This window comes from Leifsonia sp. NPDC102414 (genome assembly GCF_044765685.1).
Taxonomy (GTDB): domain Bacteria; phylum Actinomycetota; class Actinomycetes; order Actinomycetales; family Microbacteriaceae; genus Leifsonia.
Genome location: NZ_JBIWKN010000001.1, coordinates 412,457 through 428,900 on the forward strand (window position 1 = coordinate 412,457; position 16,444 = coordinate 428,900).

Below are 16,444 nucleotides of genomic sequence, written 5' to 3' on the forward strand. Positions count from 1 at the left end.
ATCGCCGACCCGGGAGGCACCACAACAACACTCACATTTCAAGGAGAACCAATGCGAAAAGCCCTACTAGCCGCCGGGGCGGCGGTTGCAGCCGCAGCCCTTCTGGCCGGATGCTCGTCCAACACTGGAAGCGGCTCCGGTGCCACTGCCGATCATAATCTGTCGGCTTCGATCTCTTACGCGTTCTGGGACGTCAACCAGAAGCCGGCGATGGAGGCGCTCATCAAGGACTTCAACAAGGAGTATCCGAACATCAAGGTGACCACCCAGGTCACCCCGTACCAGAACTACTTCACCAAGCTGCAGACGCAGGGCTCGTCCAAGACGCTGCCAGACGTGTTCTGGATGAACGGTCCGAACTTCCAGCTCTACGCATCCAATGGGCTGCTGGAACCGGTGGGCTCCGGCATCGACCCTGCGAACTACCCGAAGGCGCTGAACGAGCTGTACAGCTACGACGGCAAGCAGTACGGGGCGCCCAAGGACTTCGACACGATCGGCGTCTTCTACAACAAGGCGGTGTTCGACAAGGCGGGAGTCGCGTACCCGACCGCCGACTGGACCTGGGACGAGTTCCACCAGAAGGCCAAGGATATCTCCGACAAGCTGAAGGCGGACGGCGTCTACGGCGTCGCCAGCGGTCTGAGCGGCGGCCAGGAGGTGTACTACAACACGATCCTGCAGGCGGGCGGCGAGATCATCTCGTCCGACGGCAAGAAGTCCGGTTACGACTCCGCCGCGTCGATCAAGGGTCTGCAGTTCGTGCGCGACCTGGTCGCCGACGGCTCTTCTCCGACGCCGTCGCAGCTGTCGGACACCCCGCAGGACCAGTGGTTCATCAACAGCAAGTCCGCGATGATCTGGTCGGGCACCTGGCTGAACGCCGAGCTGCTCGCCTCGCCGATCAAGGACACGATCGCACTCGCTCCTCTGCCCAAGGGCGAGAAGCAGGCGACCGTCATCCACGGTCTCGCGAACGTCGTCGCGAAGGACTCGAAGAACAAGGCCGCTGCCGTCGCGTTCCAGAACTACCTCGGCGGCAAGCAGGCTGCGGAGACGCAGGCAGAGATGGGCGCGGCGAACCCCGCGTTCAACGGCACGCAGGACGCCTTCGTCAAGACGGCTCCCTGGGACCTGAACATCTTCGAGAAGGCGGCGGCGGACTACGCGTACCCGTACCCGATCTCGAAGAACACGGCGGCCTGGAACAAGGCGGAGAACGACCTCCTGCCCGACGCCTTCTCCGGCAAGCGCCCGGTGGCCGACGTCGCCAAGGACCTCGCCAAGCAGATGAACGCGGACCTCGCCAAAGAGTAATGTCCGTTTCCATCGCACCCCAGGAGGCGGGCGCCGTGACCACGGCGCCCGCCACCCGGTCGACGCCGCCGCGCAGACGGCGCACCGACCGGAAGGAATGGCTGTGGGCGGCTCTGTTCGTCGCCCCGCTGCTGTTCGGCGTCCTCGTCTTCTACATCTGGCCGATCATCCGCAACGCATACTTCAGCTTCACCACGTGGGGCGTCTTCGGCGGCGCGACCTGGAGCGGCCTGTCGAACTATCAGGCGATGCTGGCGGACCCGTCATTCTGGCGGTCGATCGTCAACACGCTCGTCTACATCGGCTTCCTGCTCATCGGCATCCCGCTCGCCGTGGTCTTCGCCAGCCTGATGAACCGGCCGGGGCTGCGCTTCGCGACCCTGTACCGCACGGCGTTCTTCCTGCCGTACGTCGCCATGCCCGCCGCGGTCGCGATGGTCTGGCGGATCATCTTCAACGGCGACTTCGGCGTCATCAACTACACACTGTCGCTGGTCGGGATCAAAGGACCCAACTGGCTCTCCACCGAGTGGTTCGCTCTCATCGCGGTGGGCCTGGTCGGGATGTGGATCTCGCTCGGCTTCAACCTGATCGTGCTCTCGGCCGGGATGAAGGGCATTCCGCCGGAGATGTACGAGGCGTCGTCGCTCGACGGGGCCAGCCGGATGCGGCAGTTCTTCTCGATCACGGTGCCGCTGCTCAGCCCGTCGATCTTCTTCGTCTCCGTCATGACGGTGATCACCGGCTTCCAGCTCTTCGACCTGCTCTACGCCCTGATGGGCACGCAGAACCCGGCGATCAACCAGACCCAGTCGATGGTGTACCTGTTCTTCGCCCACCAGCAGACGGGCGACAACGGCTACGCGGCCGCGGTCGGCATGGCCATCCTGCTGCTCGTCGGCGTGTTCACGATCATCCAGTTCCGGATGCAGAAGAGGTGGGTGACGTATGTCTAGCTCCGTCGTGGTCGGTTCCAAGACCGGCAAAGCGAGGATGGGGACGGGGCTCACCCACCTCATCCTGATCGTCGGATCGCTCATCATGGTCTTCCCCTTCATCTGGCAGATCCTGATGTCGCTGTCCACGAACGCGCAGGTCACCTCCGTGCCGCCGACCGTGTGGCCGGGCACGCTGCACTGGGAGAACTTCGCCCACGTGTTCGACCAGCTCCCGTTCCTCAACCAGCTCTGGGTGTCCGTCGCCGTCACGGTGATCCGCACGGTCGGTCAGCTCCTGCTCTGCTCGATGGCCGGATACGCGTTCGCCAGGATGTCGTTCCCGTTCAAGCGCACGATCTTCGCGCTGGTGCTGGCCATCCTGATGGTGCCGCCGCAGGTGTACCTGCTCCCGCAGTACCAGATCGTGCAGGGCCTCGGCTGGCTGAACACCATCGCCGGCATCGCGGCCCCCGGCATCTTCAGCTCCTTCGGCACATTCCTGATGCGGCAGTTCTTCCTCGGTCTGCCGGACGAGCTGGCGGAGGCTGCACGCCTCGACGGCGCCAACCACTTCCAGACCTTCTGGAAGGTGATGCTGCCGCTGGCCAAGCCCGGCCTGTCCGCCCTCGCGATCATCACGGTGCTCGCGTCCTGGAACGACCTGCTCTGGCCGCTCATCGTCGCGACGGACTCCACCCAGATGCCACTCTCCGCCGGCATCGCGACGCTCACCAGCCAGCGGTCAATCCCCGACTATCCGCTCCTGCTCGCAGCCAGCCTGCTCGCGATGGCGCCGGTGCTCATCCTCTTCCTGATCATGCAGAAGCGCGTCATCGACGGCATCGCATTCTCGGGCCTGAAGTAGAAAGAAACGAACACAGTGAAAACTCTCCGAGTCGGCCTCATCGGCGCCGGCGGGATCTCCCAGGTGCACGCGACCGCATGGGCGGCTCTCGGCGTCCAGGTGACCGTCTACTCCCACGAGGGGGCCGAGGCGCTCGCCGCAGAGTACGGTTTCGCCATCGCGCCCGATCTGGATGCGCTGCTCGCGGCGAGCGACGTCGTCGACATCGTCACGTCGAGCAGCAGCCACAAGGAGCTCGCGCTGGCCGCCATCGCCGCCGGTCGGCACGTCATCTGCGAGAAGCCGCTCTCTGTCACCTCGACCGAGGCGCGGGAGCTGGCGGACGCGGCCGACGCGGCAGGGGTGCGCCTGTTCCCTGCGCACGTTGTGCGGTTCTTCCCCGAGTACGCCGAAGTCAAGCGTCAGGTGGACGCCGGCCGGATCGGCGACCCAGCAGTGCTGCGGTTCGTGCGCGGCGGCCAGGCTCCGCGGGCAGGCTCCTGGTTCTTCGACGAGAACGCCGGGGGCGGCATCGTCCTCGACCAGATGATCCACGACCTCGACCAGGCACGCTGGCTCGCCGGCGACGTCACCCAGGTGTACGCGGTGCAGAGCCCGGCGAGCGTGGACGGCATCGTGCCGGGCATCGTCACCGCCCACGTCACCCTCACCCACGCGGGCGGGGCGATCAGTCACGTCCAGGGCACCTGGGGACCGGCAGGCACAGTGTTCCGCACCAGTGCCGACGTCGCCGGCACCAGGGGCACCCTCGAGATCGACTCGCGGACGGACGCCGCCAGCGTGCTCGACTTCCCGGCCGGCGCATCCGGAGACGGCTATCTGCCTCCCGCCACCCACGCGGTCAGTCCGTACACGACGCAGCTCGCCGCTTTCCTCCGTGCCATCGCCGATGGCACGGACAGCGTCGTGACGGCAGAGGACGGAATCAGGGCGGTCGCCATCGCGGAAGCGGCGGCGGAATCGCTCCGCACCGGACGCGCCATCGAGGTCGACACGGCGACGGGGCTCGCCAGGATCACCGGGATCGAGAACGCCCTCGCACAGAAGGTCGGCGCATGACCGCCGGAACAGGAGACACCGTGACCAGCACGCTCAAGATCGCCGTTCTCTCGTTCGCGCACCCGCACGCGATCGGCTACTGCCGGCTGCTCGCCGGCCGCGACGACATCGACCTGATCGTGACAGACCCGGACGGTGCCACCGCGCCGGACGCTGCGCTCCGCGGAGAGGCGCTGGCCGCATCCATCGGGGTGCGCTACGTGGCCGACTACGAGACAGCGCTCGCCTGGGGGCCGGATGCGGTGATCGTCACGGCGGAGAACTCCAGGCACCGCGAACTGGTGGAGGCGGCCGCCGCTGCCGGGGCGCACATCCTGTGCGAGAAACCCCTCGCGACGACGGTCGACGACGGCCGCGCGATGCTCGACGCCGCCGAACGCGCTGGCGTCACCCTGATGACCGCATACCCTGTGCGCTTCGCGCCGTCGTTCGTGGACGCGCTGGCGCGGGTGCGCGCCGGTCAGCTCGGTGACGTCGTGGGCATTCGCGGCACCAACAACGGCAAGCTGCCGTCCGACCGCGCCTGGTTCACCGACCAGACGCTCGCGGGCGGGGGCGCGCTGGTCGACCACGTCGTGCACTGCGCCGACCTGCTCGACGAGCTCCTCGGCGCGCTGCCGACGACGGTGCGGGCGGTGTCCAACCGACTGCTGCACGCCGACGACGGTCTGCAGGTCGAGACGGGCGGCCTCGTCACGGCGACCTACCCTGGCGGGGTAGTTGCGACCATCGACTGCTCCTGGACCATGCCGGAGAACGGACCGACCTGGGGCGGCCTCACACTGCAGCTCACCGGCACGAAGGGGAACATCACCATCGCGCCGTTCGCCCCCCACGTCTCAGGGCAGACGGTGGATGGCCAGGTCTGGGAGGGCGTCGGCGACAACCTCGACGCGCTGATGCTCACCGAGTTCCTCGACGCCGTGCGCACCGGCCGTGCCGCCGTGCCGGACGGGCGCGTCGGGCTGCGCACGCTCCAGGTGGCGGATGCGGCGCGCCGCTCTGCCGTGGACGGGCAGCCGGTCACTCTGTAGGCATTCCACGCGGCGCGAAACCCGCGCCGCGTGGATCGTGTCCGGCTCCGTCTAGGAGGGGCCCAGTCAAACCCTCGAGTTCTAGAGCGAGTGCTCCACCGACCCCACCATGGACATGTTCGCCGGTCCCACCGGGTGACGACGCACGAAGGCCAGCAGGCCGGCCGCTCAGCGCGGCCTGGCGATGACCGAGAAGTCCTTCTCGCCGTCGCCCGCGTCGACCGCGTCCTCCAGCGCCGCCGACACCAGGGCGACGGCGGGGAGCGGTTCGTGCGAGGTCGCCAGCATCAGACGGGTGTCCTTCGCGAGGAGGGCAGCTGAGAACTGGGTGTCGTCGAAGTCGCCGGCCACCACGGGGCCGCCCTTCATCGCGGCGATCGGGGCGAGGGCGGTGATGCCGAGGGTATCGAGCACCTGAGAGGTGCTGAGCCCGCCGGACTCTCCGAGGCGGAGGGCTTCCACCAGCCCCTCGAAGGAGACGGCGAGGGCGAGGTTGGCGACGAGCTTGCCGGTGGCGGCCTGCGCAGGGGTGTCGAGCATCCGGAGCTTGTTGGGGTCGGCCCAGAGCGCGACGACGGTGCGCGCTGTGCGTGCGGCGTCGTGCTCGCCGCCGATGAGGACGCCGAGGGCCGCTGCGCGCGCAGGCGCGAGGGAGCCGATCACGGGGGAGTGCACGTAGCTCACGCCGGCGTCGGCCGCCCACGCGCTGAACGCGTCGGCGTCGGCGGGAGAGACCGTGGTCACGTCGATCCAGACGGCGCCGGATGCGAATGGGAGCGCGCCGTCGACGATCACCTCGCGCACGGCGTCCGGCCCGAACAGTGCGGAGACGACCGCCTCTGCGCCGTCGACCGCCTCAGCCGCCGTCGCCGCCACGCGCGCGCCACGTCTGCCCATGGACTGGGCGGGCTCCGGCGAACGGTTCCACACGGTCACCCGGTGGCCGGCGTCGATGAGATGGGGGACGAGCTCACGGCCCATGCGGCCGAGCCCGAGGAATGCGATGTTCATGCATCCACTGTGCGCCGATGCGCGCGGCTAGGGAAGAGCGGCGCGCGAACGGGTGAGGAACGCGCGCTCGGCCGCGTTGTCGGTGAGCGCCAGCGCCGCCTCGTACTCGGCGGCTGCCTCTGCGCTGCGGCCGAGCCTGCGCAGCAGGTCCGCGCGGATCGCGTGCAGCAGATGGAAGGCGCCGAGCGCATCCAGCAGCCGGTCGGTCTCGGCCAGAGCCGCGGATGGGCCGTCGACCTCGGCCACGGCCACGGCGCGGTTGAGCGCCACGACGGGCGATGGATGCACGGAGAGGAGCTGATCGTAGATCGTCACGATCTGCGGCCAGTCCGTCTCGGCCGCGATGGTGGCGTCGTCGTGGACGGCCTGGATCGCGGCCTGCAACTGAAAGCTCCCCGGCCTGCCGCGGGCCAGGCAGCGCCGCAGGATGGCCTGCCCCTCCGCGATGCGGTCGGCGTTCCAGAGCGCGCGGTCCTGGTCGGGGAGCAGGACGAGACCGCCTGCCGCGTCGAGCCGGGCGGAGCGGCGGGCGTCGACGAGCAGGAGCAGCGCGAGCAGGCCGTGCGCCTCCTCCTCGTCCGGCATCAGCTCGACCAGCACCCTGGCCAGGCGGATCGCCTCGTCACAGAGCTCGTCGCGCACCAGCCGGTCTCCTGCCGACGCCGTGTAGCCCTCGGTGAAGATCAGGTAGACGACCGTGAGCACGGAGGCGAGCCTGTCGGGAAGGTCGGCGTCGGACGGAAGGCGGAACGGGATGCGTGCATCACGGATCTTGGCCTTCGCCCGCGACAGGCGCTGGCCCATCGTCGACTCCTGCACCAGGAACGCCCGCGCGATCTCCGCCGTGCTGAGGCCGCCGAGCAGCCGCAGCGTGAGCGCCACCCTGCTGGCGGGAGCGAGCGCTGGATGGCAGCAGGTGAAGATCAGGCGCAGCCGATCGTCGTCCACTTCGCCCTCCTCTGCTGTGGGTGGCGCGTCCTGTTCGTGCAGGAGCGCGGCCTCCGCCTCTCGATCGCGGCCGGTCGCCTCACGGCGCAGCCGGTCGATGGCCTTTCGCCTGGCGGTGGTGATGATCCAGCCGGCCGGCGCCGGTGGGATCCCGGACACCGGCCAGCGGTCGGCGGCGGTCACGAAGGCGTCCTGCACCGCGTCCTCCGCGATGCTCAGATCGCCGAAGACGCGGTACAGGACGGAGACCGAACGGCCGTACTCCGCACGGAAGACGCGGGCGATGTCGTCGCTGCCGTCGCGATCCACGCGGGGCTCAGCCGGCGAACGGGCGCACTTCGATGGGCAGGGTCGTCGCGAGCGCGAGCCGCTTGCCCCAGTCGAGCGCCGCATCCAGATCGGGCACGTCCACGATGGTGAAGCCGCCGAGGTGCTCCTTGCCCTCGGCGAACGGGCCGTCCGTCACGAGCACGTCCTGGCCGCTCGGCCGCAGCACGGTCGCCGATGCCGCGGGAAGCAGCCCGTTCGAGAAGACCCACACGCCGGCGGCGCGCATGTCCTGGTCGACCGCATTCACGTCGGCCTCGATCGCGGCGAGCGCGTCCGGCTCCGGGATGGGGCCGTCCGGCTGGTAGACGCTGAGCAGGTACTGAGTCATGGTGTTCTCCGTTTCTCTCACCGTCTACACGAACGCGGCAGCGTTATTTCGACATCGCATCGCGATCAGGATGCAGTTTTCTCTCTGCGCTCCAGTTTCGCCACCCCGATCTTGGAGTCCGCCATGCCGTAGAACACGAAGAGCCGGCCGTCGATGTCCTCGATCGCGGTGGGGAAGACGACGTTGGGCACGATGCCGCTGCGCTCGTCCTCGGTCTCCGCCGCCAGCAACGGTGCGTCCGTGCGGTCGATGACACGCCATGGCTCGTCGCCGTCGAGGATCATCGCGCCGGCGCCGTAGTTGACGTTCTGCTGCTGCGCCATCGAGTTCATGATCACGCCGGTGACGCCGTGGTGCAGCAGCAGCCAGCCCTCCGGTACCCGGATCGGGGCCGGCCCAGCACCGATCTTGAGCTCCTCGAACGGGTACTCCGGCCCGGCCAGGAAGCGGTTGCCGCGCCAGCGGGCGAGCTCGCGGCGGTCGGCGAGCACCGCATCCAGGGGGATGAACGCGATCCAGATGCTGGGGCGAGGATCGGGGACGGTCGCCGGCGGCCGGTTGCCCTCGCCGGGCCGCACCTCGCCGAGCTCCCACACCGGGCGGTGCAGCACGGCGAGGCAGAGCGTGCCGTCCGGCGCCGTGACCGGCTCTGGGAAGAACACGGTGTCCTTGTTGTGGTACAGCCCGAGGTCGACGCCGAGGGCGTCGTCGTACTCGAACGTCACCGGTCCGAGGCGCTGCCACTCCCGCAGGTCGTCGGAGACCGCGACGGCCGTGCGGGGGCCGAGCGGGCCGAACGCCACGTACGTCATCACGTGCAGCCCCAGGCTCGGGATGAACGTCACGCGCGGGTCCTCGACGCCCGCGTTGTTCGCACCGGCCTCCCACTCCCTCTCCGGCTCCAGCACGACGCCATCGCGGGTGACGCCGACCGGCACGCCGTCGGTGAGCTCCACCCTGGCGAGGCCGACGCGGGAGACATTGCCGGCGGCGACGAGCCTGGGCAGCAGGTAGAGCGTGCCGTCCGGCGTGTGGCCGGTGGCCGGGTTGAGCACCCCCTCCACCTCGTGGGCGTTGCCCGGCTCGGGGGTCATGATGACGCCGGCTCTGGTGAGGGCGTACGGGAAGTCGTCGGGGGAGCTCATGCTTCCTCCTCGGTCGTTGGCTGGTGGCGTGGTGTGGTGTGGTGCGTGGATCGATAGAAGTACATCTCGCGTGTCCCGGCGGGCGCATCCCAGCCCTGGGCGAATGTCCACTCACCGGTGAGCTTCTGCAGGCCGCCCCAGGCGAGCGAGCCGCCGCGGTGGACGGCGAGCTGCGTGAACGGGTCGTCGGGCGAGTACAGCGCCTGCGCCGCGGCGAAGTCGCCGTTCTCGTCTGCGTAGAAGAAGTCGAGGACCAGGTGATCCCCGTCGACGACGGCGCAGGCCACCTCGTGCAGGGAGCCGTTGAGCGGTGTGAGGTCGAGGTACGGCTGCTCGGCGAACGTCCACTGCACGAGGTCGTCGGAGTGGCCGACCATCGGGCGGCCTCCACATCCCTCAGAGAGGAACATCAGGTACTCGCCGCCGATGCGCACGGCGTTGCCATCCGCATCCCGTGGCACCACGGCGCCCTTCGCCCAATTCTGCGACACGTCGTACGGCACCGCGAGGCCGCGCTTCTCCCAGTGCTCGAGATCGTCCGAGGTCGCGACCATGATGTCGCAGGCCACCTCGCCGTCCTCCGTGCGCCGGATCGCGTTGTAGAACAGCACGTAGCCGTCGCCGACGGCGTAGACCTTGGGGTCCTCGCAGCCGAGGGTCTCGTTCTGCAGCGTCGGATAGATCACCGGGTTCGCCTGCGAGTCCGTCCACACGCCGTCGCGACGGACGGCGTGCCCGATTCGGCTGGCGGTCGACTCCTTCCGCGGGGATGCGCGGTAGAAGAGGTGCAGCTCTCCGTCGCGTTCGATCGCGGTGGGGTTGAAGATCGAATCGCTGGTCCAGCCGATGCCGGTGGGGTCCGCCCACTGGCCGTCGAGATGGAAGGTGAGCGACGCATCCCTGGCGAACGGTCCGATCGCCCAGGCCGGACGCTCGGGGTAGCTGGACGAGAACTGGTCGGTCGAGATGCGGTCGGTGAGCGCGTTGGTGTGCGCGAGGGCTTCGGCGTAGCTCGCGCGGAGGTCGTCGATGTCGACGGCTTTCACTGGTCTCCTTCTGTCGGAAAGGACGGTTCTGAACAGGGATGCTGTCGCGTCAGCCCTTCACGCTGGAGCCGATGTCGGTCGAGGTGAAGTAGCGCTGGAACACGATGAACAGCACCACGACGGGCGCGGCGAGCACGACCGCACCGGCGAGGATCGCGCCGTACGGATTGGTGGTCGACGCTGCGACGGTGCTGATGTAGTTGGCCAGCGAGACCGCGAGCGGCTGCATCGTCTGCTCCTTGGTGATCAGGAACGGCCAGAGGAACTCGTTCCACGGCCCGATGAACGTCAGCAGCAGCACGGTCACCAGCGCAGGACGCACGAGCGGGAGCGCAACCCTGCGGAGGATCATGAACTCGCCTGCGCCGTCGATGCGGGCGGCGTCGAACAGCTCCTTCGGTATCTGCAGGAAGTACTGCCGGAAGATCAGCACAGCCGTCGAGTTGATCGCGAACGGGAGGATCATGCCGAGATAGTTGTCGGCCAGACCGTAGTTGCGCGCGATCAGCACGTAGAGCGGCACCATCAGGAGCTGGAACGGCACCACCTGCACGAGCAGGGCGAGCGCGAACGTCACGCCGCGGCCGCGCCACTGCAGGATGGACAGCGCGTACCCGGCGAGCAGCCCGAACACCACGGTGCACAGCAGCACGCCGCCGGTGAAGATCGCCGAGCTGGCGAGCCCGCTCCACAGGTTGATCCTGTCGTTGATGTTGACATAGTTGTCGAGCGTCAGGTTGCCTGGTGACGGGAACGCGCCGGCGACGGTGGTGTCCGGCGTCGCCTGCAACGAGCCGACGAGCATGTAGTAGAACGGGAACAGGAAGGCGATCGCCCCGATGGTGAGCACGACGCCCTGCAGGATCGCCTGCCCGCGGCTGAGCTGCCTGGGCGACGACATGTCCACGTTGCGGCGCTTGCGCTGCCTCCCGCGATCCCTGCCGGTCGGCGCCGCGCCGGTGTCGCCGGACGCTGGTGCTGCTGTCGTTGTCATGAGTCTCGGTCTCCCGCGAATCGGTTCTGCAAGAAGGCGATGATGAGCACGACGACGACGAGCACGATGCCGATCGCTGCCGCGTACCCCGGGTGGCCCTGCTGGATGCCCTGCTGATAGATCAGCAGCACAGGGGAGGTGGATGCGCCGTTCGGCCCTCCGCCCCCCGTCAGCAGGTACGGCTCTGTGAACAGGTTGGCCCCGACGATGGTGGACAGCAGCAGCACGAGCACGGTCGCAGGGCGCACGCCTGGCACCGTCACGGAGAAGAACTGCCGCACGCGGCCTGCGCCGTCGGTGGATGCGGACTCGTACAGCTCCGTCGGAACGTTCTGCAGCGCTGCCAAGTAGAGCAGGATGTAGAAGCCGAGCTGCTTCCAGGTGACGTAGACGGCGATCATCGGCATCGCCAGCGTCGGGTTGACGAACCAGCTCGGGTTCGGCGCGAGCGGGCCGAGGATCTGGTTGACGAGGCCGTCCTGGTTGAACAGGAACAGCCAGACGCCGATGATCGCGACGCTCGCCGTGACGTACGGCACGTAGTAGCTGACCCGCAGGAAGGTTCGGAACCGCTTGATGCTGTTGAGACCGCTCGCCAGCACGAGGCTGAGCACGACGGTCAACGGCACGTTGATGATCAGGAAGATGCCGACGTTCGCGAAGGACTGCAGCACGGCAGGGTCTGTGAAGGCCGTCACGTAGTTGTCGAGTCCGACGAACGGCCGGTCGACGTTCGCGCCGGGAGCCGCGAAGAAGTAGTCGAAGAACGACATGTAGATCGCGAACAGCAGCGGGTACGCGAAGATCACGATGACGAACACCAGGTACGGCGCGCTGAACAGCCAGCCGAGCGGGTTGCGCCCGAAGATGCGCTGCCGCAGCGGCTTCACGGCCTGATTGGGGCCGCGGCCGCCGTTGGGCTTCCGCCCGGAGGCGGGGGCAGTGCTGCCCCCGGCCGCCGGGGTGGTGCGGATGCTGGACATCAGCTGCCTACTTCTGGGTCTGCAGCTTGTTGATCTTGTCCGCTGCCGCCTTGAACGCGTCGTCGACGCTGCCGGAGCCGGAGATCACGGACTTGGTGTACGCATCCCGGAGCGCCTGCAGCTGGGCGACCGTGTTCGGGCCGGACGGGTCGTCGACTGTGCGGGCGGACTGGGCGCCGAACTCCTTGTACGCCGGGTGGGCGGCGAAGTAGTCGGCGTATACGGTGGCGAGGTTGTCACGGATCGGCATCTGTCCTGTGACGTTCAGGAGCTTGTTGTCCTGGTCCTTGCTGGTGGCGAACTTGAGGACGTCCCACGCCGTGCCCTGGTTCTTGCACGAGGTGTACATTCCGACGTTCTTGGCGTCGGGGAAGGTGTATGTCTTGTCCGCCGCGATGCCGTCCTTGGTCGGCACGGGAACGGATCCCCACTTCACCTTGTCTCCGTAGTACGCGATGGCCCACGGGCCGACGATGGCCATGGCCGCCTTGCCGTCGGCGAACGCGTCGCCCTGGAACTGCTCCTTGCCGGCCAGGCCGGCGGAGTAGATGCTCTTCCAGAAGTTCGCGACCTCGATGCCGTCAGGGCTGTCGATCGTGGCCTTGCCGTTCTCGATCAGGCCCTTGCCGCCCGTCTGCGCTGCCAGCAGCGGCAGGTAGTCGAAGTTCGGCTGGAAGAACTCGCTGGTCGGCGCCGGGTAGATGGCGTACTGCGCCGCTCCGCTGGAGGTGACCTGCTTGGCCGCCGCCAGGAACGAGGCGTATGTCGACAGGTCGGGGTTGTTCGGGTCGAGGCCGGCCTTGGCGAAGATGTCCTTGTTGTAGAAGATCATCACCGGGTTCTGCTTCCACGGCATCTGGTAGAAGTCGCCGTTCGCCGACTTGTACTGGTCGGCCGCGCTGCCGCTTCTGGCCTGGATGTACGAGTTGCCGTCGGAGAACTTCGACAGATCGACGAGGCCGCCCTGCTTCTCGAACTGACCGGTGACCGCCGGGAGGTTGTTGAACACGAGGCACGGGGTCGTTCCCGCCGTGATGGCCGCGCCGAGCACTTCTTCGGTGCTCTTGCCTGCCGGCACCTCCTGCGCCTTGATGGTCTCCTTCGGGTGAGCGGAGTTCCAGGAGGCGACCATCGCCTTGCCCCACTGCACCTCCTGCGCATTGTTCGAGTACCAGATGGTGATGGGGCCCTTGGCCTTCATCGCGTCGGACGAGCCGCCTCCGCTCGAGCCGCACGCCGCGAGGGCGCCCGCGATGGCACCCGCCGTGACGATACTGAGGATGATCCTGCGTCTGTGCATGATGATGATTCCTTACTGTGGGTCACTGACCGGCGGCGGGCGCCGCGGTCGATGCGCGCACGACGAGTCGTGCAGGGGGCAGGGCGACGTCGGCCGGTTCGTCGTTCTCCACCAGCCGCAGCAGTGCGGTGGCGGCGGCGATGCCCCATCCGGTCGGGTCGTTGTCGAGAGTGGTCAGGGACGGATACACGTACGTCCCGATCTGCGAGCCGTCGAGGCCGGTGATCGAGAGGTCCTGGGGGAGGCGCAGCCCGCGTTCGTGCGCGACGCCCATGCCCGCGATGGCCATGGGGTCGTTGCCGTAGATGATCGCCGTCGGGCGGTCGGCGCCGTCGAGCAGGGCCTTCGTGGCCTCGGCGCCCTGCTCCGGGGAGAAGTCCGTCGGCACGACGACGGGGTCGAGACCGGCGGCGATCATCGCGTGCTCGTAGCGCTCGCGGCGTTTGCGGCCGTGCAGCATGCGCTCGTCGCCGGAGACGTGCACGATCTTCGTGTGCCCGAGGCCGACCAAGTGCGCGACGAGCTCGTCGATGCCCGTGTCGTAGTCGCGGCTGATGACGGGGAACGGCGTGCGGTTGGTCGGCTCTCCCAACGAGACCGCCTGCATCCCGAGCCCGTCGATGAGCGGGATGCGGGCGTCGTCGGCGAGCAGGTCGGTGAGCAGGAAGCCGTCGACGCGCTTGTCTGCGGCGAGGCGGGTGTACGCCCTGCGTTCGGCTTCCTCGTCGGGGACGACCGTGAGGACGAGCACGAGTCCACGCTCGGAGAGCACCGTCTCGACGCCGGCGATGAACGCCGCGAAGAACGGGTCGACCTCGATGGTGTGCGGGTCGCGCCGCACGATCAGCCCGAGCGCGTACGCTCGCTTCGTGCTGAGCCCGCGGGCGCTCGGATTGGGACTCCAGCCGAGCTCGCGTGCCGCCTCCAGGATGCGGTCCCTCGTCTCCGGCGCCACCCCGCGGCGGTCGTTGAGGGCGAGGGAGACGAGCCCCTTGCTGACCCCGGCCGCGCGGGCGACGTCGTTGATCGTGACGGTGCCGGAGCTCATCGCGGCACCACCGTGGTGAATCCGCCGGCCTCGACGGCGACGATGGCGTGGCCGCCGAGCCTGGCGGGGGAGCCGACCTGGTGACCGGTCTTGTCGAACCTGGTCACGGTGACGGGGCCTGTACTGTCGAGCTTCTTCAGCGTCGGCAGCTTCGTGCCGTTCACGTACACGTCCAGGCCGGTGGATGCTCCGGCCAGCCCGAGGTGCGACACCACCGGCTGCACGAGCACGGCGTCGAGACTCACCTGTCCGCCGACCCGCGCCGTGATCTTCGTCACGGACGGGAGCACAGGGATGGGCAGCGTCTGCGGCTTGAGGTACACCGTCGTCGGCGCGATGCCTTGCGCTCCCACGGCGGCGTTCGCGCTCGTGCCGATCGGCAGGGTGAGCTTTCCGGCCGTCGCCGTCCAGCGCGTCGTGCCAGAGCCTCCGGAGCCGAGGTCGGCGATGGGCAGGATGCGCGCTGTGGCGTGTCCGGCGGGAAGGGAGATGGTGATCGTGTCACCGGTCTTCGCTGCCACGTACTTTCCGCCGGACCAGTTGGCCGACCCCGTCCACGCCGAGGGAGGCGTGACGACGCTGGCCGAGCCGGTCAGCGTGCCGTTCTCCGCTTCGATGACCGTGATGCCGTCCGTAGCGGTGGTGCGGGTGAGGGCGGTGGCCTGCGCTGCGACGGCGGGATGCGCATCCAGTGCCAGCATCGACAGCTCGGTGTGGATGACGGACTCGGCGCCGCAGTTGCGGTTCACCGTCGTGTCCGCCCCGATCCCGTCGACGCAGACGCCGGTGGCCGGATCGTAGACGGGGACTCCCGCCGGGTTGGCGCCGAAGTACCAGGCGGCCTGCGCAGCGGCGAGCTGGGTGAGCCCGGAGGCGCCGGTGGCGTCGGCGACGGCGAGCAGTCCTTCGAGGCGCGAGTCGACCCCGTATGCGATCTGAGTGGTGTCCGCCGGGGTCGGGGTCCAGCCGTTGTCCGGACCGCCGGAGGCGAGGAGCTGGGCGGTGAACTGCGCGGCGTCCGTCGCAGCGGTCGTCTGCAGGTCACTGCGGCCGAGCACCGTCGCTGCGCGGGAGAGCGCTGCGGGCTCCATGCCGCCCCAGGCGTGCCAGAAGGTGGGGGAGTTGGCCTCCGGCAGGATGGCACCGAACGGCCACTGACCGATGCCGCCGCTCGCGAGCTTCGCGATCCCCTCCGAGTAGCGGGAGAGGGCGGTGGTCGCCTCGGCGTCGCCGGGCGCGGCCTTCACGTACGCGCTCAGGCCGAGCACGGCCTCGGAGGTCGCGCTCGCGCTGCCGACGATCAGCCAGGCGGGCACGGTGACGCCGTTGGCCTGCGCGGTGCTGCCGTACTTCGCCAGCGACTGACGCTGCAGCGCTGCGATGGAGAGGTCCATCCGGTCTTTCAGGAAGGACGCGAACGCCGGGTCGGCTGTGCGGAAGCCCGCGTAGCCCTCGCCGAGCGCCCAGACCGTGCGGGCGAGCCAGAAGGACTCGGCCGAATCGCTCGGGTCGGGGAGCTCGACCGGGATCGCGGACGGGTTCAGCGTTCCGTCCGACTGCTGCCACAGCACGACGCCGCCCGCGTTCGGGCCTGTCGTGGTCTGCAGGTAGGTGAGGGAGCGCAGCAGCTGGTACGCCGACTGCTTGCTGCTCGCCGTGCCGTTCTGCGCCCAGTCGCGCAGGTAGACGACGGCGGCGCGGGAGATGTCGTCCGCGTCGAACGCGCCCTGCGCATACCAGCCCTTGGCCGCATCCGTGATGGGTCCGCCGCCGACGCGCGTGAAGCTGCCGTCCGCGTTGCGGTCGGCGTAGACCCACGGTGCGCGAGCCGTCGGCTCCTCCGCCTGTCGATAGGTGGTGTGGCCCGCGACGCCGGCCAGTAGAGGCACATCGGCCTGCAGCCAGTCGAGATGCGCGAGATTGGTCAGTTTGGCCGGCGCCGCTGCTGTCGCGGCCGTGGATGCGGCGGGTGCGATGGTGGCGGCCTGTGCCGGAATCGCGCCCATCGTCGCCGCCACCGCCGTGCCGAGAATGAGAGCGACGGCCGCTGCCGAACGTCGCTTCGCGCTGTGATTTCCGAGGTGTCGCATCGTTGCGT

At 68.6% G+C, this 16,444-nt stretch carries 15 protein-coding genes; 5 read left to right on the forward strand and 10 right to left on the reverse strand.

Features of this window, described 5'->3' with window-relative positions; translation table 11 throughout:
• Positions 1–51: 51 nt before the first annotated feature.
• From ACIRCZ_RS01910 to ACIRCZ_RS01930, 5 genes are read left to right on the forward strand one after another with little or no spacing between them, the layout of a single operon-like run.
• Positions 52–1,317 carry an ABC transporter substrate-binding protein gene (locus tag ACIRCZ_RS01910; RefSeq protein ID WP_402849044.1) on the forward strand — a complete coding sequence of 422 codons (1,266 nt, stop codon included), beginning with the start codon at positions 52–54 and terminating at the stop codon, positions 1,315–1,317.
• Positions 1,317–2,273, forward strand: coding sequence for a carbohydrate ABC transporter permease (locus ACIRCZ_RS01915; RefSeq protein ID WP_055892707.1), 957 nt, complete (start codon positions 1,317–1,319; stop codon positions 2,271–2,273). The genes ACIRCZ_RS01910 and ACIRCZ_RS01915 overlap by 1 nt, the downstream gene beginning before the upstream one ends.
• Complete coding sequence (locus ACIRCZ_RS01920) at positions 2,266–3,120, forward strand: carbohydrate ABC transporter permease (protein WP_402849048.1); 855 nt, start codon at positions 2,266–2,268, stop codon at positions 3,118–3,120. Before ACIRCZ_RS01915 ends, ACIRCZ_RS01920 begins: the two co-directional genes overlap by 8 nt.
• A 15-nt stretch (positions 3,121–3,135) precedes the next feature.
• A complete protein-coding gene (locus ACIRCZ_RS01925; RefSeq protein WP_082581288.1) occupies positions 3,136–4,179 on the forward strand; it encodes a Gfo/Idh/MocA family protein in 1,044 nt (347 codons plus the stop codon).
• A complete protein-coding gene (locus ACIRCZ_RS01930; RefSeq protein ID WP_402849052.1) occupies positions 4,176–5,213 on the forward strand; it encodes a Gfo/Idh/MocA family protein in 1,038 nt (345 codons plus the stop codon). The genes ACIRCZ_RS01925 and ACIRCZ_RS01930 overlap by 4 nt, the downstream gene beginning before the upstream one ends.
• A gap of 168 nt (positions 5,214–5,381) precedes the next feature.
• On the opposite strand, the gene ACIRCZ_RS01935 is transcribed toward ACIRCZ_RS01930, so the two are convergent.
• The 10 genes from ACIRCZ_RS01935 to ACIRCZ_RS01980 form a co-directional block, all read right to left on the reverse strand.
• Positions 5,382–6,224 carry an NAD(P)-dependent oxidoreductase gene (locus ACIRCZ_RS01935; protein WP_402849055.1) on the reverse strand — a complete coding sequence of 281 codons (843 nt, stop codon included), beginning with the start codon at positions 6,222–6,224 and terminating at the stop codon, positions 5,382–5,384.
• A gap of 27 nt (positions 6,225–6,251) precedes the next feature.
• Positions 6,252–7,481, reverse strand: coding sequence for an RNA polymerase sigma factor (locus tag ACIRCZ_RS01940; protein WP_402849058.1), 1,230 nt, complete (start codon positions 7,479–7,481; stop codon positions 6,252–6,254).
• 7 nt (positions 7,482–7,488) lie between these two features.
• Positions 7,489–7,830 carry a YciI family protein gene (locus ACIRCZ_RS01945; protein ID WP_402849061.1) on the reverse strand — a complete coding sequence of 114 codons (342 nt, stop codon included), beginning with the start codon at positions 7,828–7,830 and terminating at the stop codon, positions 7,489–7,491.
• A 65-nt stretch (positions 7,831–7,895) separates the two neighbouring features.
• Entirely contained in the window at positions 7,896–8,975 is a 1,080-nt protein-coding gene (locus ACIRCZ_RS01950; RefSeq protein WP_402849064.1) for a glycosidase, read from the reverse strand.
• Complete coding sequence (locus ACIRCZ_RS01955; protein ID WP_402849067.1) at positions 8,972–10,021, reverse strand: hypothetical protein; 1,050 nt, start codon at positions 10,019–10,021, stop codon at positions 8,972–8,974. The genes ACIRCZ_RS01950 and ACIRCZ_RS01955 overlap by 4 nt, the downstream gene beginning before the upstream one ends.
• Positions 10,022–10,070: 49 nt before the next feature.
• Positions 10,071–11,015: a carbohydrate ABC transporter permease gene (locus ACIRCZ_RS01960; RefSeq protein WP_402849069.1), complete on the reverse strand. Its 945-nt coding sequence runs from the start codon at positions 11,013–11,015 to the stop codon at positions 10,071–10,073.
• A complete protein-coding gene (locus ACIRCZ_RS01965) occupies positions 11,012–11,998 on the reverse strand; it encodes a carbohydrate ABC transporter permease (RefSeq protein ID WP_055892731.1) in 987 nt (328 codons plus the stop codon). Before ACIRCZ_RS01965 ends, ACIRCZ_RS01960 begins: the two co-directional genes overlap by 4 nt.
• Before the next feature lie 7 nt (positions 11,999–12,005).
• The gene (locus ACIRCZ_RS01970) at positions 12,006–13,298 is read right to left on the reverse strand and encodes a sugar ABC transporter substrate-binding protein (RefSeq protein WP_055892734.1); all 1,293 of its coding nucleotides are present in this window, start codon (positions 13,296–13,298) and stop codon (positions 12,006–12,008) included.
• 22 nt (positions 13,299–13,320) lie between these two features.
• The gene (locus ACIRCZ_RS01975; protein ID WP_055892739.1) at positions 13,321–14,346 is read right to left on the reverse strand and encodes a LacI family DNA-binding transcriptional regulator; all 1,026 of its coding nucleotides are present in this window, start codon (positions 14,344–14,346) and stop codon (positions 13,321–13,323) included.
• Complete coding sequence (locus ACIRCZ_RS01980; RefSeq protein ID WP_055892742.1) at positions 14,343–16,436, reverse strand: hypothetical protein; 2,094 nt, start codon at positions 16,434–16,436, stop codon at positions 14,343–14,345. The genes ACIRCZ_RS01975 and ACIRCZ_RS01980 overlap by 4 nt, the downstream gene beginning before the upstream one ends.
• Positions 16,437–16,444 lie beyond the last annotated feature (8 nt).